The organism is Enterobacter cloacae complex sp. Mu1197 (assembly GCF_040059225.1).
Classification (GTDB): Bacteria; Pseudomonadota; Gammaproteobacteria; order Enterobacterales; family Enterobacteriaceae; genus Enterobacter; species Enterobacter quasiroggenkampii.
Genome location: NZ_CP157375.1, coordinates 4181528 through 4205979, shown reverse-complemented (window position 1 = coordinate 4205979; position 24452 = coordinate 4181528). Strand labels below are relative to the sequence as shown.

The 24452-nt window shown below is 57.0% G+C and carries 18 protein-coding genes; 9 read left to right on the top strand and 9 right to left on the bottom strand.

Features of this window, described 5'->3' with window-relative positions:
- Positions 1 to 112: 112 nt before the first annotated feature.
- Positions 113 to 511 carry a Z-ring associated protein ZapG gene (zapG, locus tag ABFV38_RS19770; RefSeq protein ID WP_008502832.1) on the bottom strand — a complete coding sequence of 133 codons (399 nt, stop codon included), beginning with the start codon at positions 509 to 511 and terminating at the stop codon, positions 113 to 115.
- Between the two features lie 189 nt (positions 512 to 700).
- Here zapG and zapE point away from each other — a divergent pair, with 189 nt between their 5' ends.
- From zapE to sspB, 5 genes are all read left to right on the top strand, one after another.
- Complete coding sequence (gene zapE, locus ABFV38_RS19765; protein WP_045910127.1) at positions 701 to 1825, top strand: cell division protein ZapE; 1125 nt, start codon at positions 701 to 703, stop codon at positions 1823 to 1825.
- A 302-nt stretch (positions 1826 to 2127) separates the two neighbouring features.
- Positions 2128 to 2556 (top strand): 50S ribosomal protein L13, encoded by a 429-nt coding sequence (rplM, locus tag ABFV38_RS19760; RefSeq protein ID WP_003860434.1) that lies wholly within the window; start codon positions 2128 to 2130, stop codon positions 2554 to 2556.
- A 15-nt stretch (positions 2557 to 2571) separates the two neighbouring features.
- Positions 2572 to 2964 carry a 30S ribosomal protein S9 gene (rpsI, locus tag ABFV38_RS19755; RefSeq protein WP_003860436.1) on the top strand — a complete coding sequence of 131 codons (393 nt, stop codon included), beginning with the start codon at positions 2572 to 2574 and terminating at the stop codon, positions 2962 to 2964.
- Positions 2965 to 3272: 308 nt separating this feature from the next.
- Positions 3273 to 3911 (top strand): stringent starvation protein SspA, encoded by a 639-nt coding sequence (gene sspA, locus ABFV38_RS19750; RefSeq protein WP_025756674.1) that lies wholly within the window; start codon positions 3273 to 3275, stop codon positions 3909 to 3911.
- Between the two features lie 5 nt (positions 3912 to 3916).
- A complete protein-coding gene (gene sspB, locus ABFV38_RS19745; RefSeq protein ID WP_045355426.1) occupies positions 3917 to 4414 on the top strand; it encodes a ClpXP protease specificity-enhancing factor in 498 nt (165 codons plus the stop codon).
- Between the two features lie 29 nt (positions 4415 to 4443).
- On the opposite strand, the gene gltD is transcribed toward sspB, so the two are convergent.
- Both gltD and gltB read right to left on the bottom strand, forming a co-directional pair.
- Positions 4444 to 5862, bottom strand: a complete 1419-nt coding sequence (gene gltD / locus ABFV38_RS19740) for a glutamate synthase subunit GltD (protein ID WP_014833470.1) — start codon at positions 5860 to 5862, stop codon at positions 4444 to 4446.
- Positions 5863 to 5871: 9 nt separating this feature from the next.
- Positions 5872 to 10332, bottom strand: coding sequence for a glutamate synthase large subunit (gene gltB, locus ABFV38_RS19735; RefSeq protein ID WP_048225139.1), 4461 nt, complete (start codon positions 10330 to 10332; stop codon positions 5872 to 5874).
- A gap of 687 nt (positions 10333 to 11019) precedes the next feature.
- Here gltB and ABFV38_RS19730 point away from each other — a divergent pair.
- Positions 11020 to 11961, top strand: coding sequence for a TIGR01212 family radical SAM protein (locus ABFV38_RS19730; protein WP_139125313.1), 942 nt, complete (start codon positions 11020 to 11022; stop codon positions 11959 to 11961).
- Here ABFV38_RS19730 and ABFV38_RS19725 read toward each other — a convergent pair.
- Positions 11941 to 13443: a helicase HerA-like C-terminal domain-containing protein gene (locus ABFV38_RS19725; protein ID WP_348957880.1), complete on the bottom strand. Its 1503-nt coding sequence runs from the start codon at positions 13441 to 13443 to the stop codon at positions 11941 to 11943. The two genes, ABFV38_RS19730 and ABFV38_RS19725, sit on opposite strands and share 21 nt — an antisense overlap.
- A gap of 137 nt (positions 13444 to 13580) precedes the next feature.
- On the opposite strand from ABFV38_RS19725, the gene ABFV38_RS19720 reads away from it, so the two are divergent.
- The gene (locus ABFV38_RS19720; RefSeq protein WP_348957878.1) at positions 13581 to 15221 is read left to right on the top strand and encodes a dihydroxyacetone kinase subunit DhaK; all 1641 of its coding nucleotides are present in this window, start codon (positions 13581 to 13583) and stop codon (positions 15219 to 15221) included.
- Positions 15222 to 15264: 43 nt separating this feature from the next.
- On the opposite strand, the gene ABFV38_RS19715 is transcribed toward ABFV38_RS19720, so the two are convergent.
- The 5 genes from ABFV38_RS19715 to pepA form a co-directional block, all read right to left on the bottom strand.
- Positions 15265 to 16284, bottom strand: coding sequence for an NAD(P)-dependent alcohol dehydrogenase (locus tag ABFV38_RS19715; protein ID WP_045403564.1), 1020 nt, complete (start codon positions 16282 to 16284; stop codon positions 15265 to 15267).
- Between the two features lie 83 nt (positions 16285 to 16367).
- Positions 16368 to 16871 carry a GNAT family N-acetyltransferase gene (locus ABFV38_RS19710; RefSeq protein WP_348957876.1) on the bottom strand — a complete coding sequence of 168 codons (504 nt, stop codon included), beginning with the start codon at positions 16869 to 16871 and terminating at the stop codon, positions 16368 to 16370.
- A 123-nt stretch (positions 16872 to 16994) separates the two neighbouring features.
- On the bottom strand, positions 16995 to 19850 hold the full coding sequence (locus tag ABFV38_RS19705) for a valine--tRNA ligase (protein ID WP_045910116.1): 2856 nt from the start codon (positions 19848 to 19850) through the stop codon (positions 16995 to 16997).
- Positions 19850 to 20293 (bottom strand): DNA polymerase III subunit chi, encoded by a 444-nt coding sequence (gene holC, locus ABFV38_RS19700; RefSeq protein WP_008502815.1) that lies wholly within the window; start codon positions 20291 to 20293, stop codon positions 19850 to 19852. The genes ABFV38_RS19705 and holC overlap by 1 nt, the downstream gene beginning before the upstream one ends.
- 119 nt (positions 20294 to 20412) lie before the next feature.
- Positions 20413 to 21924 carry a leucyl aminopeptidase gene (gene pepA / locus ABFV38_RS19695; protein ID WP_024906344.1) on the bottom strand — a complete coding sequence of 504 codons (1512 nt, stop codon included), beginning with the start codon at positions 21922 to 21924 and terminating at the stop codon, positions 20413 to 20415.
- A gap of 266 nt (positions 21925 to 22190) precedes the next feature.
- On the opposite strand from pepA, the gene lptF reads away from it, so the two are divergent.
- Together lptF and lptG are read left to right on the top strand one after the other, a co-directional pair.
- The gene (gene lptF / locus ABFV38_RS19690; protein ID WP_045910115.1) at positions 22191 to 23291 is read left to right on the top strand and encodes an LPS export ABC transporter permease LptF; all 1101 of its coding nucleotides are present in this window, start codon (positions 22191 to 22193) and stop codon (positions 23289 to 23291) included.
- Positions 23291 to 24373 (top strand): LPS export ABC transporter permease LptG, encoded by a 1083-nt coding sequence (gene lptG, locus ABFV38_RS19685; RefSeq protein ID WP_045910114.1) that lies wholly within the window; start codon positions 23291 to 23293, stop codon positions 24371 to 24373. Before lptF ends, lptG begins: the two co-directional genes overlap by 1 nt.
- Positions 24374 to 24452: the final 79 nt, after the last annotated feature.

Sequence of the window (24452 nt, the reverse complement as noted above, 5' to 3'; positions counted from 1 at the left end):
TATTGAATTTTAAACCGCTGAACAATGAGGTGTTTAACTAAATGATAGCTGGGGTCATGAAGAAAGGACGGGCGCAATCGCTGCGCCCGTAAAATAAATTCAGGTTGTGCGATTAATCGCGTTTTACACCGCCGCGCAGCAGGCCGGACGCGCCGTCTGAATAGTCGCGAGGCATCTGAACGGGCGCCTGATCGTTACCGGCCTCAGAGTCTGCCAGACGGTTGCGGAACGGGTTGGTTTCCGCCGTCATTTCCGGCAGCAGGCTGCTGGAGCTTTTTGCCATATGCTGATACAGCTGACGATAATCGGTCGCCATGTTGTCCAGCAGCTCGGCGCTACGGGCAAAATGGCTGACCAGCTCTTCACGATACTCTTCCAGCTCGGCTTTGTTCTTTTCCAGTTCGTACTGCAGTGACTGCTGCTGACGCAATTTGCGATTACCGAAACGCATGGCCACAGCACCAATGACGATGCCGACGACTAAACCGATTAGCGCATATTCCCAGGTCATGAACTTCTCCCGTTGTCTTGTTGTTCCGTAGGGTGTTGGCTCGGCTCCTGCCTGTGCCTGATAATGCCACTATAACCGCTATTTCCGTAGAAGTGGAATCCTGACGTATCATCGCGTAGTGTAGAACGGCCTTTTTTTCATCAGTCACGTCTGCTGGTGAGCGTTAATTGAAGGAATAACAATAAGATTATGCAAAACCTGTCCCCTGCATCGCGATATCAACTGGCCCTTAACGAGGGTACCCATCAGCCGGATGACGTTCAACGTGAGGCGGTAAGCCGTCTGGAGATGATTTATCAGGAGCTCACGGCCAAACCCGCTGAAACCGAACAGAATGGCGGGCTAAAGGCGGCATTTGGGCGGTTGCTCGGAAAAAAAGCGCCACAGGCTCACGCGCCGGTGCGCGGTTTATATATGTGGGGCGGGGTCGGTCGCGGAAAAACCTGGCTGATGGACATGTTCTACCAGAGCCTGCCGGGGGAGCGTAAACAGCGTCTGCACTTCCACCGCTTTATGCTGCGGGTGCATGAAGAGTTGACTGCGCTGCAGGGTAAAAGCGATCCGCTGGAGATTGTGGCCGACCGGTTCAAGGCGGAAACGGACGTGCTCTGCTTCGATGAATTTTTTGTGTCTGACATCACCGATGCCATGCTGTTAGGCGGCCTGATGAAGGCGTTATTTGCCCGCGGGATTACGCTGGTGGCCACGTCGAATATCCCGCCGGACGAGCTGTACCGCAACGGCCTGCAGCGGGCACGCTTCCTGCCCGCCATCGACGCCATTAAGCAGCACTGCGACATTATGAATGTTGATGCCGGTGTCGATTATCGTCTGCGCACGTTAACCCAGGCGCACCTGTGGCTCTCGCCGTTAAATGCAGAGACCACCCGCGAGATGGATACACTCTGGCTGGCGCTGGCGGGAGCAAAACGCGAGCACGCCCCGGAACTTGAGATTAACCATCGTCCGTTGCCTACGCTCGGCGTTGAAAACCAAACGCTGGCGGTCTCCTTTACGACGCTCTGTGTTGATGCTCGTAGCCAGCACGACTACATTGCGCTTTCGCGTCTGTTCCACACCGTGATGGTGCTGGATGTACCGGTGATGACGCGGCTGATGGAGAGCGAGGCGCGACGCTTCATTGCGCTGGTGGACGAGTTTTATGAGCGCCACGTCAAGCTGGTGGTCAGCGCCGAGGTACCTTTATATGAGATCTACCAGGGCGAGCGGCTAAAGTTTGAGTTCCAGCGCTGCCTGTCTCGTCTGCAGGAGATGCAGAGCGAGGAATACCTGAAGCTGGAGCATATGCCATAATAAATGCCACCCTCTCCCTGAGAAGGGAGCCTTGTAGGCCGGGTAAGGCGCAGCCGCCACCCGGCATTTTCAGCCCCCTCGAAAAACCCATTCCAAATCACATTTAAGGGTCGATCTTTGACCTCAACTTCTCTATAATCTTGCGACCCCACGTTACGAGAAGGTTTTTTTCCCGAAACTTTCTATGTGTCGGCATGAGCTATTCGAAGGGGTAGGTTTGCCGGACTTTGTCGTGTGAACCTCAACTGACTAAACGTTTGGGTGTTCACCAACGTGTAACTTATTATTTGGGTAAGCTTTTAATGAAAACTTTTACAGCTAAACCAGAAACCGTACAGCGCGACTGGTATGTTGTTGACGCGACCGGTAAAACTCTGGGCCGTCTGGCTACTGAACTGGCTCGTCGCCTGCGCGGTAAGCACAAAGCGGAATACACTCCGCACGTTGATACCGGTGATTACATCATCGTTCTGAACGCTGATAAAGTTGCTGTAACCGGCAACAAGCGTACTGACAAAATGTACTACCACCACACCGGCCACATCGGTGGTATCAAAGAAGCGACCTTTGAAGAGATGATTGCTCGCCGTCCTGAGCGTGTGATTGAAATCGCGGTTAAAGGCATGCTGCCAAAAGGCCCGCTGGGTCGTGCTATGTTCCGTAAACTGAAAGTTTACGCAGGCAACGAGCACAACCACGCGGCACAGCAACCGCAAGTTCTTGACATCTAATCGGGATTATAGGCAATGGCTGAAAATCAATACTACGGCACTGGTCGCCGCAAAAGTTCCGCAGCTCGCGTTTTCATCAAACCGGGCAGTGGTAAAATCGTAATCAACCAGCGTTCTCTGGAACAGTACTTCGGTCGCGAAACTGCCCGCATGGTAGTTCGCCAGCCGCTGGAACTGGTTGATATGGTAGAAAAACTGGATCTGTACATCACCGTTAAAGGTGGTGGTATCTCCGGTCAGGCAGGTGCGATCCGTCACGGTATCACCCGCGCTCTGATGGAGTACGACGAATCCCTGCGTTCTGAACTGCGTAAAGCTGGCTTCGTTACTCGTGACGCGCGTCAGGTTGAACGTAAGAAAGTGGGTCTGCGTAAAGCACGTCGTCGTCCACAGTTCTCCAAACGTTAATCCATTCTGCTTACGCAGAACGATTGGCGAAAAACCCGCTTCGGCGGGTTTTTTTATGGATAATGCGCAGGTTATCCACAATATCCATGCATATATCTTCTCTTTTTCCACATTTCCAGAATCCCCTCACCACAAAGCCATCAAAATCTGGTAAACTATCATCCAATTTTCTGCCCAAATATCGGTGAATACTCGATTTTTGTTCGATTCTTGAACAATGTGTCTTCTCTGGGATGGGCGATACAACATCTGGCTGGCCCCTGTTGGGCTGGTAGCAGTAAAAATTCTGAATATACCTGGAGGTTTTCATGGCTGTCGCTGCCAACAAACGTTCGGTAATGACGCTGTTTTCTGGTCCTACTGACATTTATAGCCATCAGGTTCGTATCGTGCTGGCCGAGAAGGGTGTCAGTTTTGAGATCGAGCATGTGGAAAAGGATAACCCGCCTCAGGATCTGATCGATCTCAACCCGAGCCAAAGCGTACCGACGCTGGTGGATCGCGAGCTGACCCTGTGGGAATCCCGTATCATTATGGAATATCTGGATGAGCGTTTCCCACATCCGCCGCTGATGCCTGTTTACCCTGTTGCGCGTGGTGAAAGCCGCCTGTACATGCAGCGTATCGAGAAAGACTGGTATTCGCTGATGAACGTGATTACCAGCGGATCCGCTGCCGAAGCCGACGCTGCGCGTAAGCAACTGCGTGAAGAGCTGCTGGCAATCGCCCCGGTGTTTGGTCAGAAGCCGTTCTTCCTGAGCGATGAGTTCAGCCTGGTAGACTGCTACCTGGCACCGCTGCTGTGGCGTCTGCCAACCCTGGGCGTAGAATTCAGCGGTCCTGGCGCGAAAGAGCTGAAAGGCTACATGACTCGCGTATTCGAACGCGACTCTTTCCTGGCATCTTTAACTGAACCGGAACGTGAAATGCGTCTCGGCCGAGGCTAATGACTGTGGAAATGTCACAACTTACCCCACGCCGTCCGTATCTGCTGCGCGCCTTCTATGAATGGCTGCTGGATAACCAGCTCACGCCGCACCTGGTTGTGGATGTGACGTTGCCGGGCGTGTTGGTTCCAATGGAATACGCACGTGACGGACAGATCGTACTGAACATCGCCCCGCGCGCGGTGGGTAACCTGGAACTGGCGAACGATGAAGTGCGCTTCAACGCGCGTTTCGGCGGCGTACCGCGTCAGGTTTCCGTGCCGCTGGCCGCTGTGCTGGCTATCTACGCCCGTGAAAACGGGGCGGGTACCATGTTTGAGCCGGAAGCGGCGTATGATGAAGAGGTTGCCAGCCTGAATGATGACAATGCATCTGATGAGCGCGAAAGCGACACGGTGATGTCACTTATCGATGGCGACAAACCCGATCATCACGACGACAATGACCCTGATGACGATCCGCCTCCGCGCGGTGGTCGCCCGGCGCTACGCGTTGTGAAATAAAAAAAACAGGCCCAATCGGGCCTGTTTTTTTACACTTCCAGGTAATTCAGTATACCGTCAGCCGCCTTGCGGCCTTCGGCAATCGCCGTCACCACCAGGTCGGAACCGCGAACGATATCGCCACCGGCGAAGATTTTCGGGTTGCTGGTCTGGAACGCGTTATCGCTACCTTCTGGCGCAATAATACGGCCCTGTGAATCCAGCTCAACGCTATGCTTCGCCAGCCATTCCATGCTGTGAGGACGGAAACCGAACGCCATCACCACGGCGTCGGCCGGGATCACGTGTTCAGAACCGGCCACGATCTCGGCGCGACGACGGCCTTTCGCATCCGGTGCGCCCATCTCGGTACGCGCCATCTTCACGCCGCTCACTTTACCGTTGGCATTCACTTCAATACCCAGAGGCTGGATGTTGAACTGGAACTCCACGCCCTCTTCACGCGCGTTTTTCACTTCGCGCTTAGAGCCCGGCATGTTCTCTTCGTCACGACGGTAGGCGCAGATCACGTGTGCCGCATTCTGACGAATGGAGGTACGCACGCAGTCCATCGCGGTATCACCGCCGCCCAGTACCACTACGCGTTTGCCTTCCATGCTGACGAAAGGCTCATCGGCGGTTTCGCCGTAGCCCATGATCTGCTTGGTGTTGGCAATCAGGAACGGCAGCGCGTCGTACACGCCCGGCGCGTCTTCGTTCTCCAGACCGCCGCGCATGGACTGATAGGTGCCCACACCCAGGAACACGGCGTCGTAATCCTTCAGCAGGTCGTCGAGCTGCACGTCGCGGCCCACTTCCACGTTCAGTTTGAACTCAATGCCCATGCCGGTGAAGATTTCGCGGCGACGGGTCATGACCTCTTTTTCCAGCTTGAAGGCCGGGATACCGAAGGTCAGCAGGCCGCCGATCTCCGGATGACGGTCAAAGACCACCGCCTTCACGCCGTTGCGGGTCAGCACGTCCGCACAGGCCAGGCCCGCCGGGCCCGCGCCGATGATCGCCACGCGCTTGTCGGTTTGCTTCACGCCGGTCATGTCCGGACGCCAGCCCATCTCAAACGCTTTATCGTTGATATAGCGCTCGATGTTGCCGATGGTCACCGCGCCGAACTCGTCATTCAGCGTACAGGAACCTTCGCACAGACGGTCCTGAGGACACACGCGGCCGCACACTTCCGGCAGGGTGTTGGTCTGGTGAGAGAGCTCGGCGGCTTCGAAAATACGTCCTTCGTTGGCCAGCTTCAGCCAGTTCGGGATGTAGTTGTGTACCGGACATTTCCATTCGCAGTAAGGGTTACCGCAGGACAGGCAGCGATCTGCCTGTGCTTTGGCCTGGCCTTCTGAAAACGGCTCGTAGATTTCAACAAATTCAATTTTACGGATCTTCAGCGGTTTCTTTGGCGGATCAACACGCTGCAGGTCGATAAACTGGTATACGTTCTGGCTCATCTGAATTCCTTACTGCGCCTGCACGCGCAGCTCTGCTGCGCTACGACTACGGTGACCCAACAGGGCTTTAACATCGCTGGACTTCGGCTTAACCAGCGCGAATTTCGCAGAGAACGCCGGCCAGTTCGCCAGGATCTCTTCGCCGCGCGAAGAACCGGTATGCTGCACGTGTTCGGTAATCAAACCGCGCAGGTGTTCTTCGTGGATAGCCAGCGTGTCAACGTCCAGCACTTCCACCAGCTCCGGGTTCACGCGTTTGCGGAACTCACCGTCTTCATCCAGGACGTAGGCAAAACCACCCGTCATGCCTGCGCCGAAGTTCACGCCGGTTTTACCCAGAACGCAAACAATCCCGCCCGTCATGTACTCACAACCGTTATCGCCAATGCCTTCCACCACGGTGATGGCACCGGAGTTACGCACCGCAAAACGCTCGCCCGCACGACCTGCTGCGAACAGACGACCGCCGGTCGCGCCGTACAGGCAGGTGTTACCGATAATGCTGGCTTCATGGCTGCGGAAGGCTGAGCCGACCGGAGGACGCACCGCCAGCAGACCACCCGCCATGCCTTTGCCGACGTAGTCGTTGGCATCGCCGGTCAGATACAGCTCAACGCCGCCTGCGTTCCACACGCCGAAGCTCTGGCCCGCGGTACCGCTGAAGTGCGCGGTAATCGGATCGGCCGCCAGCCCCTGGTCACCGTGTGTTTGCGCGATGTAACCGGAGAGGGAGGCACCCACGGAACGGTCGGTGTTGCGGATATCAAACCAGAACGTTTTGCTCTGCTTGTCGTCCACATACGGCTTCGCCTGCTGCAACAGCTGCGCGTTCAGCACGCCGTTATCGAACGGCGGGTTGTTCTCGGTGCAGTAGACCGCTTTGCCAGGGTGCGGCTGCGCGGTTTCCAGCAACTTGCTCAACTCCAGCTTCTGCTGCTTGGCGGTGAAGCCTTCCAGCTCTTTCAGCAGGTCGGTTCGGCCAATCAGGTCTACCAGACGCTTCACGCCCAGCTGCGCCATCAGCTCGCGGGTTTCGCGGGCGATGAACTCAAAGTAGTTGGTCACTTTGAACGGCAGGCCGTGATAGTGGTTCTTACGCAGCTTCTCGTCCTGGGTTGCAACGCCGGTTGCGCAGTTGTTCAGGTGGCAAATACGCAGGTATTTACAGCCCAGCGCGACCATTGGACCGGTACCGAAACCGAAGCTTTCCGCACCGAGGATCGCCGCCTTGATGATGTCGAGGCCGGTTTTCAGACCGCCATCCACCTGCAGGCGGATCTTATGACGCAGACCGTTAGCCACCAGCGCCTGCTGGGTTTCCACCAGGCCAAGCTCCCACGGACAGCCTGCATATTTCACGGAGGAGAGCGGGCTTGCACCGGTACCGCCGTCATAACCCGCGATGGTGATAAGGTCCGCATAGGCCTTCGCCACGCCGGTCGCGATGGTGCCGACGCCCGGTTCGGAAACCAGCTTCACGGAGATCATCGCCTTCGGGTTGACCTGCTTCAGGTCGAAAATCAGCTGCGCCAGGTCCTCGATAGAGTAGATATCGTGGTGCGGCGGCGGGGAGATCAGCGTCACGCCCGGTACCGAGTAGCGCAGTTTGGCGATGTACGGCGTGACTTTATCACCCGGTAACTGACCGCCTTCGCCCGGTTTTGCACCCTGCGCGACCTTAATCTGAATCACGTCGGCGTTGACCAGGTACGCTGGCGTCACGCCAAAGCGGCCGGATGCCACCTGCTTGATACGGGACACCTTGTTGGTGCCGTAACGGGCCGGATCTTCACCGCCTTCGCCGGAGTTAGAGTTGCCGCCGATGCTGTTCATGGCTTCCGCCAGCGCTTCGTGGGCTTCCGGGCTCAGGGCGCCGATGGACATCGCCGCGGTATCGAAGCGTTTGAACAGTTCGGATGCCGGCTCAACGTCGTCAATGCTGACCGCTTCATCACCCGGATTCAGGGCAATGAGGTCGCGCAGCGTTGCCGCCGGACGGTTGTTCACCAGCTCAGCGTACTGCTGATAATCACGGTATTCGCCGCTCTGAACCGCCTGCTGCAGCGTGCGCACCACGTCCGGGTTGTAGGCGTGGTATTCGCCGCCGTGAACGTATTTCAGCAGACCGCCCTGATCCAGCGGCTTACGTGCCAGCCAGGCGCGTTTGGACAGGTTCACCAGATCCTGCTGGAAGTCAGCAAAACCGGCGCCGCCGATGCGGCTGACCACGCCCTGGAAGCAGAGGTTGGCGACCTCGTCATGCAGGCCGACCGCTTCAAACAGCTTCGAGCAGCGGTAGGAGGCAATGGTCGAGATGCCCATTTTGGACATGATCTTGTACAGACCTTTGTTGATGCCGTTACGGTAGTTCAGCATCACCGCGCGGTAATCTTTGTCGATCGCGCGGGTATCCACCAGACGGGCCAGCGTTTCGTAGGCCAGGTACGGATAGATCGCCGTCGCGCCAAAGCCTAACAGCACGGCAAAGTGGTGCGGGTCGCGCGCGCTGGCGGTTTCAACAATGATGTTGGCGTCGCAGCGCAGGCTCTTATCGACCAGACGCGTCTGGATAGCGCCCACCGCCATCGGGGCAGGTACCGGCAGACGGTTTTTCGCGATGTTGCGGTCGGACAATACCAGCAGCACGGTACCGTTACGCACCATCTGTTCGGCTTTGTCACACAGCGCATTCACCGTCTCTTCGAGGCTCGCCTCGTTCACGTCGAAGGTAATGTCGAGCGTGTCGGCGCGGTAGTGCTCCTCTTTCATGGTGGTGAGCTGTTTGAAATCGGAGTACAGCAGGATCGGCGATTTAAAGGTCAGACGGTGCGCCTGGCCTTCGGCCTCGCAGAAGACGTTCATCTCGCGACCGATGCTGGTGGCCAGCGACATCACGTGTGCTTCACGCAGCGGATCGATTGGCGGGTTAGTCACCTGCGCGAACTGCTGACGGAAGTAGTCATAGATGATGCGCGGCTGGCTGGAGAGGACGGCAAACGGGGTATCGTCACCCATCGAGCCGACCGCTTCCTGGCCGTTCTCACCGAGCACGCGGATGACGGAGTCCAGCTCTTCCGCGCTGTAGTTAAATTGCTTCTGGTAGCTGGCGAGGGTGTCATCGTCCAGCTCCCGGCTGCCCACTTCTTCGTCCGACAGATCTTCAAACGGCACCAGACGACGCACGTTTTTCTCCATCCACTCTTTGTACGGGTGGCGGCTCTTCAGATCGTTGTCGGTTTCGGCAGAGTGCAGGATGCGCCCACCGCGGGTGTCGATCACCATCAGCTCGCCCGGACCAACGCGGCCTTTCTCGACCACTTCGTCTGGCTGGTAATCCCAGATGCCGACTTCAGAGGCACAGGTGATGAGCTTGTCTTTGGTGATGACGTAGCGCGCCGGACGCAGGCCGTTACGGTCAAGGTTACAGGCGGCAAAACGACCGTCGGACATGACGATGCCCGCCGGACCGTCCCACGGCTCCATGTGCATGGAGTTAAAGTCGAAGAACGCGCGCAGCTCAGGATCCATATCCGGGTTGTTCTGCCAGGCCGGCGGCACGAGCAGACGCATGGCGCGCACGATATCCATCCCGCCCGCCAGCAGCAGTTCCAGCATGTTATCCATCGAGCTGGAGTCCGAGCCGGTTTCGTTCACGAACGGCGCGGCATCATGCAGGTCAGGGATCAATGGCGTCTGGAATTTATAGGTACGGGCGCGGGCCCACTGGCGGTTACCGGTGATGGTGTTGATCTCGCCGTTGTGCGCCAGGTAGCGGAACGGCTGAGCCAGCGGCCAGCGTGGTACGGTGTTGGTGGAGAAGCGCTGGTGGAACAGGCAAATGGCCGATTCCAGACGCAGGTCCGCCAGGTCCAGGTAGAAGCGCGGCAGGTCAGCCGGCATACACAGACCTTTATAGATGTTCACCAGGTTAGAGAGGCTACAGACGTAGAACTCTTTATCGTCCTGGAGACGTTTTTCAATGCGGCGGCGGGCAATAAACAGACGGCGTTCCATATCACGCGGACGCCAGCCCGCAGGCGCGTTGACGAAAATCTGTTCAATACGAGGCAGCGAGGAGAGGGCGATTTCACCGAGCACCCCTTCGTTGGTTGGCACATCGCGCCAGCCGACAATCGACAGGGTTTCACGCTGAAGTTCTTCTTCGACGATGCGGCGTGAGGCGGCAGCCTTTTCAGGATCCTGATTCAGGAACAGCATGCCGACAGCGTAGTTTTTGGCTAAACGCCAGCCGCGCTCTTCCGCCACGATACGGAAGAAACGATCCGGTTTTTGCAGCAGCAGGCCGCAACCGTCGCCGGTTTTACCATCGGCAAGGATGGCGCCACGGTGCTGCATACGGGCCAGTGCGTGAATAGCAGTACGCACTACCTTGTGGCTAGGTTCGCCTTCTATGTGGGCGATCAGGCCGAAACCACAGTTATCCTTCTCAAGGGATTTATCGTACAACATATCAGTGAACCTCCCCAGGCTCGTCGGGCTTCCCACTGAACTTTACCGTGGCGCACAGGCACAGAAAGAGCATGGCGACGGGGTTTGCGTTTCATACGCGGACCTCGCATTCGCCCTCTTTTTCATCCTTTCGCGCAGGTAAACAAGTTTGAGGACTTGCTTCAGAGGGAATCTCAATTACTGCATAAATATGATGAGCAGGCCGCTCATCCAGAAAGCTTCCAGCGGATTTCCAACTTATCGGGAATTGGTACACAGGTCAAATGGCAATCTTATTTATACAAAAATGTGCTAAAGAGTGATTATCTGATTGTTTCTAAAGGTTATTTAACTAGTTTTACATTGATTGAATGCCCTGAAAGAGCGCAGCGGAGTGTGATCTGACTCACTATATGAAAGCGGTATTATCAATGTAGCGTGCTGAATAGCGGTTTTATAGCAGAATAATAATCTGGCATTGTCTGCAAACCCGCATAAACACACTGTTTTTCAGTGCTGGCGCTATAAATGAAAAAAACAATCAGAACATAAGGAAAAGTAATCACGTACGGCGTGAATGAAATTGCAGTAATCCTGAGTATTTATTCATATAGATAAAGGCCGTCCAGGGCGATTGATCCAGGTCATCGCCGACAGAGGCTAAAAATGGCAGGCTTGTCCCCTTTCTCCGGGACGGTCTATCAGATTATGCAGTTACAGAAATTAGTCAATATGTTTGGTGGGGATCTTTTGCAGCGGTACGGGCAAAAGGTTCATAAGCTGACGCTGCACGGCGGGTTTAGCTGCCCGAATCGCGACGGCACCATCGGGCGCGGCGGCTGCACCTTCTGTAACGTCGCGTCGTTTGCCGATGAAGCGCAGCAGCACCATTCTATCGCTGAGCAGCTTGCCCACCAGGCCAGCCTGGTGAACCGCGCGAAGCAGTATCTGGCCTATTTTCAGGCTTATACCAGCACGTGGGCGGAGGTGCAGGTACTGCGTTCGATGTATCAGCAGGCCGTCAGCCAGGCCAGTATCGTTGGGCTGTGCGTGGGAACGCGCCCGGACTGCGTACCGGACGCGGTGCTGGACCTGCTCAGCGAGTACAAAGAACAAGGCTACGAGATCTGGCTGGAGCTTGGCTTGCAAACGGCACATGACAAAACGCTGCACCGCATTAACCGTGGGCATGATTTTGCCTGCTACCAGCGCACCACGCGCCTGGCCCGCGAGCGCGGGCTGAAGGTCTGTTCGCACCTGATTGTTGGGTTACCCGGCGAAGGTCAACAGCATGGCCTTGAAACGCTGGAAAGGGTCGTTGAAACCGGGGTGGACGGCATCAAGCTGCATCCTCTGCATATCGTGAAAGGCAGCATTATGGCGAAAGCCTGGGAGGCCGGGCGGTTAAGCGGTATCGAGCTTGAGGACTATACGGTTACGGCGGGGGAGATGATTCGCCACACGCCACCGGAGATTGTCTACCACCGCATCTCGGCCAGCGCCCGCCGCCCAACGCTTCTGGCACCGCTGTGGTGTGAGAACCGCTGGACGGGGATGGTGGAAATAGACCGCTACCTGCAGGAGAACGGCGTTCAGGGTTCGGCGCTGGGCCGCCCGTGGGTTCCCCGTTTACCTGCGACGGCCGCCTAACAAACTCCCCAGCATGCCGCGCACGATCTGATTGGTGACCTGTCGGGCTGCGCTTTTCGCCATGGTCTGCACTACGCCATCGCGCTTGCCGCCGCGCGGCCCGGTGCTGCCGAACAGAATATCTTTGAGTCCACCGAGAATGCCGTCATCCACGGCGACTGATTGCCCTTTAGCGGCAGGTGCATCCTGCGATTCCGTTGTCGCCTGGACCCCTTTTTGCAGCATCTCGAACGCGGACTCGCGATCCACCTCGTCTTCGTATTTCCCGTAAACCGGAGAGTGGTTAATCAGGCCGTTGCGCTCATCGTCGGTCACCGGCCCCATGCGCGAGCAAGGCGCAATGACCATGGCACGTTCCACCACGGACGGGCTGCCCTTCGGATCGAGGAACGAGATCAGCGCTTCACCGGTGCCTAACGCCTGAATCGCCGCTTCGGTATCAAAGGCAGGATTGGCGCGCATGGTTTGCGCGGCGGCTTTCACCGCTTTCTGATCTTTCGGCGTAAAGGCGCGCAGGGCATGCTGCACGCGGTTGCCGAGCTGCCCGAGCACGTTGTCGGGGATATCCGACGGGTTTTGCGAGACAAACCAGACGCCGACGCCTTTGGAGCGGATCAGGCGGATAACCTGTTCGATCTTATTCAGCAATACCTGAGGTGCATCGTTAAACAGCAGATGCGCTTCGTCAAAGAAGAACACCAGCTTCGGTTTTTCCAGATCGCCTGCTTCGGGTAATTGTTCATAGAGTTCGGAGAGCATCCACAGCAGGCTGGCGGCGTAGAGTTTCGGCATCTGGTAGAGCTTCTCTGAGCTCAGGATGTTAATAATGCCTTTGCCACTGCTGTCGGTGCGCATCCAGTCTTTGATATCCAGCATGGGTTCACCAAAGAAATGCTCAGCGCCCTGTTGCTCAAGCGTCAGTAGCCCACGCTGAATAGCGCCCACCGAGGCGCTGCTGATGTTGCCGTACTGGTTCTGGAAGGATTTGGCGTTATCGCCGATGTACTGCGTAATGGCGCGCAGATCTTTGAAATCAAGCAGCAGTAGCCCCTGGTCATCGGCAATGCGGAAGATAATATTCAGCACGCCGGACTGCACGTCGTTGAGGTTAAGCAGACGGGCCAGCAGCAGCGGGCCGAGATCGGATACCGTGGCGCGTACCGGGTGGCCTTTTTCACCGAAGATGTCCCACACCACCACCGGGTTACCGTGGGGCGTCCAGTCCGTGATGCCAATATTCTTCAGCCGTTCGAGCAGTTTTTCAGAGGCCGTCCCTTCCTGAGCCACACCGGTTAAATCGCCTTTTACGTCAGCCATAAAGACCGGTACGCCAATCTCCGAAAGCGACTCCGCCAGCTTTTGCAGGGTGACGGTTTTCCCCGTCCCGGTCGCGCCGGTGATCAGACCGTGGCGGTTCGCCATCGCGGGCAGTAAATAGAGCTCTTTTTCCAGCGTCCGGGCAATTAACAATGGTGTACTCATGATGCGCTTCCTCTCTTAGTCCTGGGTGGAGTATAGGCAACCTGATAGCAATTTGGTTGAGTAAATTCCTGACTTTGCGGCGCATTATCCAGCGCGGACTATGCTTTTGCATACGGTTCACAAAATAGTGGGAAACTATGTCCAGATTCTTCTTTAACGATCGCAAACAGCTGGTCAATGATGCCATTGAAGGCATACTGCTTTCTGCACCACATGCCAATCTCGTCAAGCTTGATATCGATCCGGCCATCAGGATCGTCGCACGCGGCGACTGGGACAAAAGCCGCGTGGCGGTGATCTCCGGCGGCGGCTCAGGCCACGAACCCGCACACGCCGGGTTTGTCGGCAAAGGGATGCTGACGGCGGCAGTGTGCGGCGATCTGTTTGCCTCGCCGAGCGTGGATGCGGTGCTGAATGCCATTGTCGCGGTCACGGGCGATCGCGGCTGTCTGCTGATCGTCAAAAACTACACCGGTGACCGCCTGAACTTTGGCCTGGCGGCCGAAAAGGCCAAGCGCTACGGCCTGAAGGTGGAGATGGTGATTGTGGCAGACGATATCGCGCTGCCGGATAACAAGCAGCCGCGCGGTATTGCCGGTACGGCACTGGTGCACAAGATTGCGGGCTATGCGGCGGAGCAGGGGAAATCGCTGAGCGAGGTGCGGGATATTGCGCAACAGGCCTGCGATAACCTCTGGAGCCTGGGCGTGGCGATGCAAACCTGCAACCTGCCGGGCAGCGACGATGAAGAGGGGCGGATTAAGCAAGGCCATGTCGAGCTGGGCCTGGGCATTCACGGCGAGCCCGGGGCTTCCGTGGTGGATACGCAAAACAGCAAAGCCATTATCGACACCCTGGTGACGCCGTTAAGCGCGCAGGCGGGTGAGGGGCGTTTTGCGGTGCTGATTAACAATCTTGGCGGCGTATCGGCGCTGGAGATGGCGCTGCTGACCAAAGAGCTGGCGCATTCGGCGCTGAAAGAGAGTATTGCGTACCTGATTGGCCCTGCGCCGCTGGTCAGCGCGCTGGATATGAAAGGCTTTTCTCTGACGCTGCTGAAGCTCAACGATTTCTTCGAAAAGGCGATTCACGCCGACGTCGAGACGCTCGGCTGGCAGAAGCCCGTCGCGTTTGCGCCACTGCGCACCGTGGCGCATAGCGCCATTCATGACCGTGTGGAGTATACCCCCTCTGACAATCCCCAGGTGCGTGCGTTTGTCTCCTCCGTGTCGACAACGCTGATCCAGCTGGAAAACCGCCTGAACGCGCTGGATGCCAGGGTGGGGGATGGCGATACCGGCTCTACCTTTGCGCAAGGCGCGCGGGATATTGCGCAGCGCCTGGAGGAGAACGCGCTCCCGCTTAATGACGTGTCTAAGCTGCTGCTGCTGGTTGGAGAGCGGCTGGCTACGGTGATGGGCGGGTCGAGCGGGGTGCTGATGTCGATCTTCTTCACCGCGGCCGGGCAAAAGCTTCACGATGGTCAGACGCTCCCGGAGGCCTTGCTCAGCGGACTTGCGCAGATGAAGCAGTACGGCGGAGCGGATCTTGGCGATCGCACGCTGATCGATGCGCTGCAACCGGCGCTGGAGGCGTTACAGAAAGGCAATATTCAGGCGGCAGCGCAGGCCGCGCAGCAGGGCGCAGAAGCAACGGCAAAAATGGCGAAAGCCGGCGCGGGACGCTCGTCGTATGTCAATAAAGAGAACCTGGATGGGGTGATGGATCCGGGAGCGGTCGCGGTAGCGGAAGTATTTAACGTATTGGCGCAGCCGTGAAAGTAGGCCGGGTAAGGTGAAGCCATTACCCGGCACTGTCACATCAGAAATCTGCTTTCAACACCACGCGGTAACGGGCTTTGCCGTCGCGCACGTGCTGGATCGCTTCGTTGATTTTCGACATCGGATACAGTTCGGTGGTCGGCGCCACTTTGGTGCGTCCGGCGAATTTCATCAGTTTGCGCAACTCGTACGGCGTACCGGTTGCAGAACCGGAGATGCTGCGATCCCCGCCGATCAGGGTAAACGCCGGAACCGGCAGCGGCTTCATCACCGCACCCACGGTGTGGAAGTTACCGCCGTAGGCTAACGCTTCAAAGTACGGCTGCCAGTCGAGATCGACGTTAACGGTGTTGATGATCAGGTCAAACTGGCCCGCCAGCGCGTTCAGCGCTTGCGGATCGCGGCTGTTCACCACTTTATCCGCCCCCATCGCCAGCACTTCTTTCTCTTTCGCCGGGTTCGAGCTGAACGCCGTGACTTCACAGCCCATCGCGTGCAACAGCTTAATGGCAATATGCCCCAGCCCGCCGATACCGATGACGCCGACGCGGCTGGTGGCGGTGATATGGTGCATCAGCAGCGGTTTGAAGACGGTGATACCACCACACAGCAGCGGGCCGGCGGATTCGATATCAATGCTTTCCGGCAGCGGGATAACCCATTGCCAGTCGGCGCGCAGTTTATCGGCAAAACCGCCTTTGTTCAGAATGGTGGGAACGGCGCCTTCGAGGCAGTTGATCTGATTGCCGCTGATACAGGCATCGCAGTGACCACAGCTGCGTGCTGTCCAGCCAATGCCTACGCGCTGGCCCACTTTCAGCCCTTTGTCCTGCGCGGCGCTACCGAGCGCCACGACGCGGCCAATGACTTCGTGTCCGGCAACCAGCGGATAGCTGGAGAAGCCCCATTCGTTATCGATCATCGAGAGATCCGAGTGGCAGATCCCGCAGTAATCAACCTGTACTTCGACGTCTTCTGCTTTTAGTTCGCCCGCATCGTACTCGTACAGCTCAAGTTCTGCACCCGCCTGCGGTGCGGCGTAGCTTTTTATCTTCGACATCGTGTTTCCCCCGTTGTGGTGTGAACTGAGAGTGTAGAGCATTCAGTTTACAGCCGCTTAACAGAAGAGGGCAGGAACGAAAGTTACAGACTTTTCAGCATCCTGACTTCGCAATCAACGTGGCCGGTACAGCCCAGCGGCGCATCGATATGCTCAAAGCCCAGATGTTCATACAGGCCGATGGCCTCTTTGAGGAAGGCGGTCGTTTCCAGGTAGCAGCGGGTAAAGCCCTGCTTGCGCGCGTGGTCCAGCGCCATCAGCGCCAGCTTTTTGGCCAGTCCTTGTCCGCGTGCCGTTGGCAGGAAATACATTTTTTGCAGTTCGCAGATATCCGGCTCGCTGCAACTGAGGGGCGCCACGCCGCCGCCGCCGACTACCTGGCCGTTCTGCTCGATTACCCAGTAGGCATGCCCCGGCTGGCTGTAAAGCTGAAAAAGCGCGTCCAGATTCGGGTCGGCAACCGTGTAGCCTTTGTCAGCCGTCAGGCCATATTCGGCAGAAACGGTGCGAATAACGGCGGCGATAGCCGCATTATCCTGCTCAGTGATCCGACGCATCGTCGTCGCGACGGGGGTAATCACGCTCATAGCATTACTCATTACAAAAATTGACACATAACTGCTGTTAATAGCACCGCAGAAAGGGGAGTGCAAGCGAGGAGTTTTCAGGAAGGTTACCCCTTACGCCCTGAAGCGTAAGGGGTAAAAGCATTACAGGGCAGCGATAACCGCCTGCTGCTCAATCAGCTTGGTCTTCGCATCGGCGAAGGCAACCAGACGCTCACGCTCTTTCGCGATGACCGCTTCCGGCGCGCGGGCAACAAAGCCTTCGTTCGCCAGTTTGCTTTCGATTTTGCCAATTTCCACGTCGACTTTCGCCACTTCTTTCGCCAGACGAGCCAGCTCGGCGTCTTTGTCGATCAGACCTGCCATCGGGATCAGCAGCTCGGCACCGTCGATGATTTTGGTCACGGAAACCGGACCTTTATCATCCGCAGGCAGCACGGTGATGCTTTCCAGACGCGCCATGGTTTTCAGGAAGGTGTTGTTCTCGGTGACGCGACGAACGGCCGCTTCGCTGCAGCCGCGCAGCAGCAGCTCCAGCGGTTTGCCCGGGGCGATGTTCATTTCAGCACGAATGTTACGTACCGCCACGATCGCCTGCTTCAGCCACTCGGTATCCGCAGACGCCGCTTCATCGACTTTCGCCGCATCGAATGCCGGGAACGGCTGCAGCATGATGGTGTCTGCGTTGATGCCTGCAATCACCTTCACGCGTTGCCAGATGGTCTCGGTGATGAATGGAATAACCGGGTGCGCCAGGCGCAGCAGGCCTTCCAGAACGGTAATCAGCGTGTTGCGCGTACCACGCAGCTCTGCCTCAGTGCCGCCGTTCATGACCGGCTTCGCCAGCTCCAGATACCAGTCACAGAACTGGTTCCAGGTGAATTCATACAGAATGCCCGCCGCGATGTCGAAGCGGTAGCTGTCCAGCGCCTCGCGGAACGCTTTCACCGTCTGGTTGAATTCCGCCAGGATCCAGCGGTCAGCCAGGGAGAGAGTCATCTCGCCGCCGTTGAAGCCGCAATCCTGATCTTCGGTGTTCATCAGCACGAAGCGGCTGGCGTTCCACAGCTTGTTACAGAAGTTACGGTAACCTTCCAGACGCTTCATGTCCCAGTTGATGTCACGGCCGGTCGAGGCCAGCGCCGCCAGGGTGAAGCGCAGGGCGTCGGTACCGTGAGCCTCAATCCCGTTCGGGAACTGCTTCTCGGTGCGCTTGCGGATTTTCTCCGCCAGCTGCGGCTGCATCATGTTGCCGGTGCGTTTTTCCAGCAGCTCTTCCAGAGAGATACCATCAACCATATCCAGCGGGTCGATGACGTTACCCTTGGATTTGGACATCTTCTGGCCTTCGTCGTCGCGGATCAGACCGGTCATGTAGACGGTATGGAACGGAACCTGCGGCTTGCCGTCTTCGTCTTTGATGAAGTGCATGGTCATCATGATCATGCGGGCAATCCAGAAGAAGATAATGTCGAAGCCGGACACCATCACGCTGGTCGGGTGGAACTGACGCAGCGCGTCGGTGTTTTCTGGCCAGCCGAGGGTGGAGAAGGTCCACAGCGCGGAGGAGAACCAGGTATCCAGCACGTCTTCGTCCTGACGCAGGGCTACGTCTGCGCTCAGGTTGTTTTCCTGACGCACTTCATCTTCGCTGCGGCCAACGTAAACGTTGCCGTCGTTGTCGTACCATGCCGGGATACGGTGACCCCACCACAGCTGACGGGAGATACACCAGTCCTGAATATCGCGCATCCAGGAGAAGTACATGTTTTCGTACTGCTTCGGTACGAACTGAATGCTGCCGTTTTCAACCGCTTCCACAGCCGGTTTCGCCAGCACGTCGGCACGTACGTACCACTGGTCGGTCAGCATTGGCTCGATAACCACGCCACCACGATCGCCGTACGGCACGGTCAGGTCGTGAGGCTTGATCTCTTCCAGCAGGCCCAGTGCGTCAACGGCAGCCACAATCGCTTTACGCGCGGCAAAGCGTTCCAGCTTCTGGAACTCGGCCGGGATGTCGCTGGAATAAACGTCGGATTCGTTGCCTTTGGTGTCGTACACTTCTGCGCTTTCGCGGATATCGCCGTCGAAGGTCAGAATGTTGATCATCGGCAGGGCGTGACGACGACCCACTTCATAGTCGTTGAAGTCGTGCGCCGGGGTGATTTTCACGCAGCCGGTGCCTTTTTCCATGTCGGCGTGTTCGTCGCCCACAATCGGAATACGGCGGTTTACCAGCGGCAGCACCACGAATTTGCCAATCAGATCTTTATAACGCGGATCTTCCGGGTTAACGGCCACGCCGGTATCGCCCAGCAGGGTTTCCGGACGGGTGGTCGCGACCACCAGGTAATCTTTACCGTCGGCGGTTTTTGCGCCGTCGGCCAGCGGATAGCGGATATGCCACATGGAGCCCTTGGACTCGCGGTTTTCCACTTCCAGGTCAGAAATTGCGGTACGCAGTTTCGGATCCCAGTTGACCAGGCGCTTGCCACGATAAATCAGGTCTTCTTTGTACAGGCGCACAAAGACTTCTTTCACGGCGTTGGACAGGCCTTCATCCATGGTGAAGCGCTCGCGCTCCCAGTCTACGGAGTTGCCGAGACGGCGCATCTGACGGGTAATGGTGCCGCCGGATTCTGCCTTCCACTGCCAGATTTTGTCGATGAACGCGTCGCGACCGTAGTCGTGGCGGGTTTTCCCTTCTTCAGCGGCAATTTTACGCTCAACCACCATCTGGGTCGCGATACCCGCGTGGTCAGTCCCCGCCTGCCACAGGGTGTTTTTACCCTGCATGCGCTGGTAGCGGATCATGGTGTCCATGATGGTCTGCTGGAAAGCATGACCCATATGCAAACTGCCGGTGACGTTCGGCGGCGGGATCATGATGCAGAAGGACTCTTTGCTTTCGTCGCCGTTAGGCTTGAAATAGCCCTGCTGTTCCCAGTGCTCGTAAAGCGGCTGTTCGATATCGCGTGGGTTATATGTCTTTTCCATTATTTCCAGGTTGCCGTATTCAGGTTAAAACCAGCCAGGCGGTACGCTTTATAGCGTTCGCGCGCCAGTTGTTTCAAAGATTCTTCGTAAGGGACAAAGTCTACCACTTCTGTGAAAGCGGTGGCAAAATCTGCAAAATCTATCCGCAGGCTAATCAGAATGTCGCGCGCGCTGCTGTTGCGCTTTTGCGGCCAGGCAATTTCAACCGGTGCTCCGCCGCGTGGTCCTTCGCCTGACAGGTTATGCGGAACAAAACTCTCCGGCGGGCGAGCCCACAGCGCTTCATCGAGACGAATGGCCTGCTGCTCATCTTCACAGGCGATCAACACGCGTTTGCCTGCGCGCCAACGTTCTGCGGCAATTTCACACACCAGCTGTTCGACGGCGCTGAGGCCATCCTGATGGGTGTCGTTGTCCAGAAGGTAGAACGTTGCATTCTTCATATATGGGGCTTCTTAGTTTTGGATTCAAATGCAAAGCCGGGTGGCGCTACGCTTACCCGGCCTACGGTTGAATGACGTTGTAGGCCGGGTAAGGCGAAGCCGCCACCCGGCATTTTATATCATTCGTCGCCGTTAAAACCCGCACGATTGAGCAGGAACTGCGACAGCAGCGCTACCGGACGACCGGTTGCGCCTTTGGCCTTGCCAGAGCGCCATGCGGTACCCGCGATATCCAGGTGCGCCCAGTTGTACTTACGGGTGAAGCGCGCCAGGAAGCAGCCCGCGGTGATCGCCCCGCCAGGACGTCCGCCGATGTTCGCCATATCCGCGAAGTTAGACTCCAGTTGCTCCTGATATTCGTCGCCCAGCGGCAGACGCCATGCGCGGTCACCGGCCTGCTCCGAGGCACCAATCAGCTCGTGCGCCAGTGGATTGTGGTTCGACATCAGGCCGGTGATGTGGTGGCCCAGCGCAATCACACAGGCGCCGGTGAGCGTGGCGACGTCAATGACCGCTTCAGGTTCGAAGCGCTCAACGTAGGTCAGCACGTCACAGAGTACCAGACGGCCTTCGGCGTCGGTGTTCAGCACTTCAACGGTCTGGCCGGACATGGTGGTCAGGACGTCACCCGGACGATAAGCGCGACCGCCAGGCATGTTTTCGCAGCCCGCCAGAACGCCGATCACGTTGATGGGCAACTGAAGTTCCGCGACCATGCGCATGACGCCGTACACCGCCGCCGCGCCGCACATGTCATACTTCATCTCGTCCATGCCTTCGGCAGGCTTGATGGAGATACCGCCGGAATCGAAGGTCAGGCCTTTACCGACCAGCACGACAGGGCGCGCGTCTTCGGCCGGGTTGCCCTTGTACTCGATGACGGACATCAGGGATTCGTTCTGCGAACCGTTACCGACTGCCAGGTAAGAGTGCATTCCCAGCTCTTTCATCTGCTGTTCGCCGATGACGCGGGTAATGACGTTTTTGCTGTAGGCGTCGGCCAACTGACGTGCCTGAGAGGCCAGGTATGCCGCGTTACAGATGTTGGGTGGCATGTTGCCAAGATCTTTAGCCGCTTTAATGCCGGCAGCAATCGCCAGACCGTGCTGGATCGCGCGTTCGCCGCTGGTCAGTTCGCGGCGGGTTGGCACGTTGAAGACCATTTTACGCAGCGGACGACGCGGCTCGCTTTTATTGGTCTTCAGCTGATCGAAGCTGTACAGGCTCTCTTTTGCCGTTTCGACTGCCTGACGCACTTTCCAGTAGGTATTACGCCCTTTAACGTGCAGCTCGGTCAGGAAGCAGACGGCTTCCATTGAACCGGTATCATTCAGCGTATTGATTGTTTTCTGAATCACCTGCTTATACTGACGTTCATCCAGCTCGCGTTCTTTGCCGCAGCCAATCAGCAGAATGCGCTCTGAGAGTACGTTCGGAACATGGTGCAGTAACAGCGTCTGCCCAGGTTTGCCTTCCAGTTCGCCACGGCGCAGCAGGGCGCTAATATAGCCGTCACTGATTTTATCGAGTTGCTCGGCGATCGGGGAGAGTCGGCGTGGTTCAAAGACGCCCACAACGATGCAGGCACTCCGCTGTTTCTCCGGGCTACCGCTTTTTACACTGAACTCCATGCACTACGCTCCTGAATCTTAAAGACAACGGCGGCTGCTACGGATAGAATTGAAACCTTTCGTAACTCATGTCCGCTGTTGTGGTGACTTCGTGTTAATCTTACGTTACTACGGTTTCGACACGTCAGAAAAAGTCCTGAAGCGTGAATCCGCCGGATGTTTTAATCTTAGCGATGATTTCGACGACTCAAGAGAATAAATGACGTTTAAGCCATGAAACAAGCGATTTTCCAGCAAAGAGACGGGTTTTTACGGGCGTATTTAAAGTGATAATCATAAGATATCTGGTGCGGGAGACGCTCAAAAGCCAACTGGCGATCCTCTTCATCCTGCTGCTGATTTTTTTCTGTCAGAAGCTGGTTAAGATCCTCGGTGCGGCCGTTGACGGCGAAATTCCAACAAATCTGGTGCTTTCCCTGCTTGGTTTAGGGATCCCGGAAATGGCGCAGCTTATCCTGCCGCTAAGTCTTTTCCTTGGCCTGCTCATGACGCTTGGGAAACTCTATACCGAGAGTGAAATCACGGTGATGCATGCCTGTGGCCTGAGCAAAGCGGTCCTGGTGAAAGCCGCCATGATACTGGCGCTGTTCACGGGTATCGTTGCGGCGGTGAATGTGATGTGGGCGGGGCCCATGTCTTCCCGCCATCAGGATGAAGTGCTGGCCGAAGCGAAAGCCAACCCCGGCATGGCGGCGTTAGCCCAGGGGCAGTTCCAGCAGGCAACCGACGGAAACTCCGTGCTGTTTATTGAGAGCGTTGACGGCAGTAAATTCAACGATGTCTTCCTGGCGCAGCTGCGTCCTAAAGGTAACGCACGTCCTTCCGTGGTGGTGGCAGATTCCGGTCAGCTGGCTCAGCGCAAAGATGGCTCTCAGGTCGTGACGCTGAACAAAGGCACCCGTTTCGAAGGCACCGCGATGTTGCGTGACTTCCGCATTACGGATTTCCAGAACTATCAGGCCATTATCGGCCATCAGACGGTGTCGCTCGATCCAACGGATACCGAGCAAATGGACATGCGTACCCTCTGGAATACCGATACCAACCGAGCGCGTGCAGAGTTCCACTGGCGTATTACGCTCGTCTTCACCGTGTTTATGATGGCGCTGATTGTCGTTCCGCTGAGCGTGGTGAACCCGCGTCAGGGACGCGTGCTCTCTATGCTGCCAGCGATGCTGCTTTACCTGATCTATTTCCTGCTGCAAACCTCGATTCGTTCCAACGGCGCGAAGGGCAAGCTGGATCCCATGGTCTGGACGTGGTTCGTCAACAGCCTGTACATCTTACTGGCGCTGGGGTTAAACCTGTGGGATACGGTGCCTGTGCGCCGCATACGTGCCCGATTCTCGCGTAAAGGAGCCATCTAATGCAGGCGTTTGGCGTTCTTGATCGCTATATCGGTAAAACCATTTTTACCACCATCATGATGACGTTGTTCATGCTGGTGTCGCTCTCCGGCATTATCAAATTTGTCGATCAGCTGAAAAAAGCCGGGCAGGGGAGCTATGATGCGCTGGGCGCGGGGATGTATACCCTGCTCAGCGTGCCGAAAGATGTGCAGATCTTCTTCCCGATGGCGGCCCTGCTGGGGGCGCTGCTGGGGCTGGGTATGCTGGCGCAGCGCAGCGAGCTGGTCGTTATGCAGGCCTCGGGTTTTACCCGCATGCAGGTCGCGCTGTCGGTGATGAAAACCGCCATCCCACTGGTGCTGTTGACCATGGCGATTGGCGAGTGGGTCGCGCCGCAGGGCGAACAGATGGCGCGTAACTATCGTGCTCAGGCGATGTACGGCGGCTCACTGCTCTCGACTCAGCAAGGTTTATGGGCGAAAGACGGTAAAAACTTCGTCTACATCGAACGGGTGAAGGGGAATGATGAACTGGGCGGAGTGAGCATCTACGCTTTCGATGACCAGCGCCGTCTGCAGTCCGTTCGCCATGCCTCTTCGGCGAAGTTTGACGCCGAACATAAGCAGTGGCGGTTGTCCCAGGTTGATGAATCTAACCTGACCGATCCGAAACAGATTACGGGTTCTCAGACGGTAACCGGTACGTGGAAAACCAACCTGACGCCCGATAAGCTCGGCGTCGTGGCGCTGGATCCTGACGCGCTCTCCATCAGCGGTTTGCACAACTATGTGAAATACCTGAAGTCGAGCGGACAGGATGCGGGACGCTATCAGCTCAACATGTGGAGCAAAATCTTCCAGCCGATGTCCGTGGCGGTAATGATGCTGATGGCGCTGTCGTTTATCTTCGGCCCGTTGCGCAGCGTGCCGATGGGGGTTCGCGTCGTGACCGGCATCAGCTTCGGCTTTGTGTTCTACGTGCTCGATCAGATCTTCGGTCCGCTGACGCTGGTTTATGGCATTCCGCCGATTATCGGTGCACTGCTGCCAAGCGCCAGCTTCCTCCTGATCAGTCTCTGGCTGCTGTTGAAACGCTCCTGATTGACCTCTCCTCGCTTCCGGTTGCCCGGGAGCGAGGCTAATCTCCTGTTTCACCCCGCACTTTTTCTCACAACCTTCA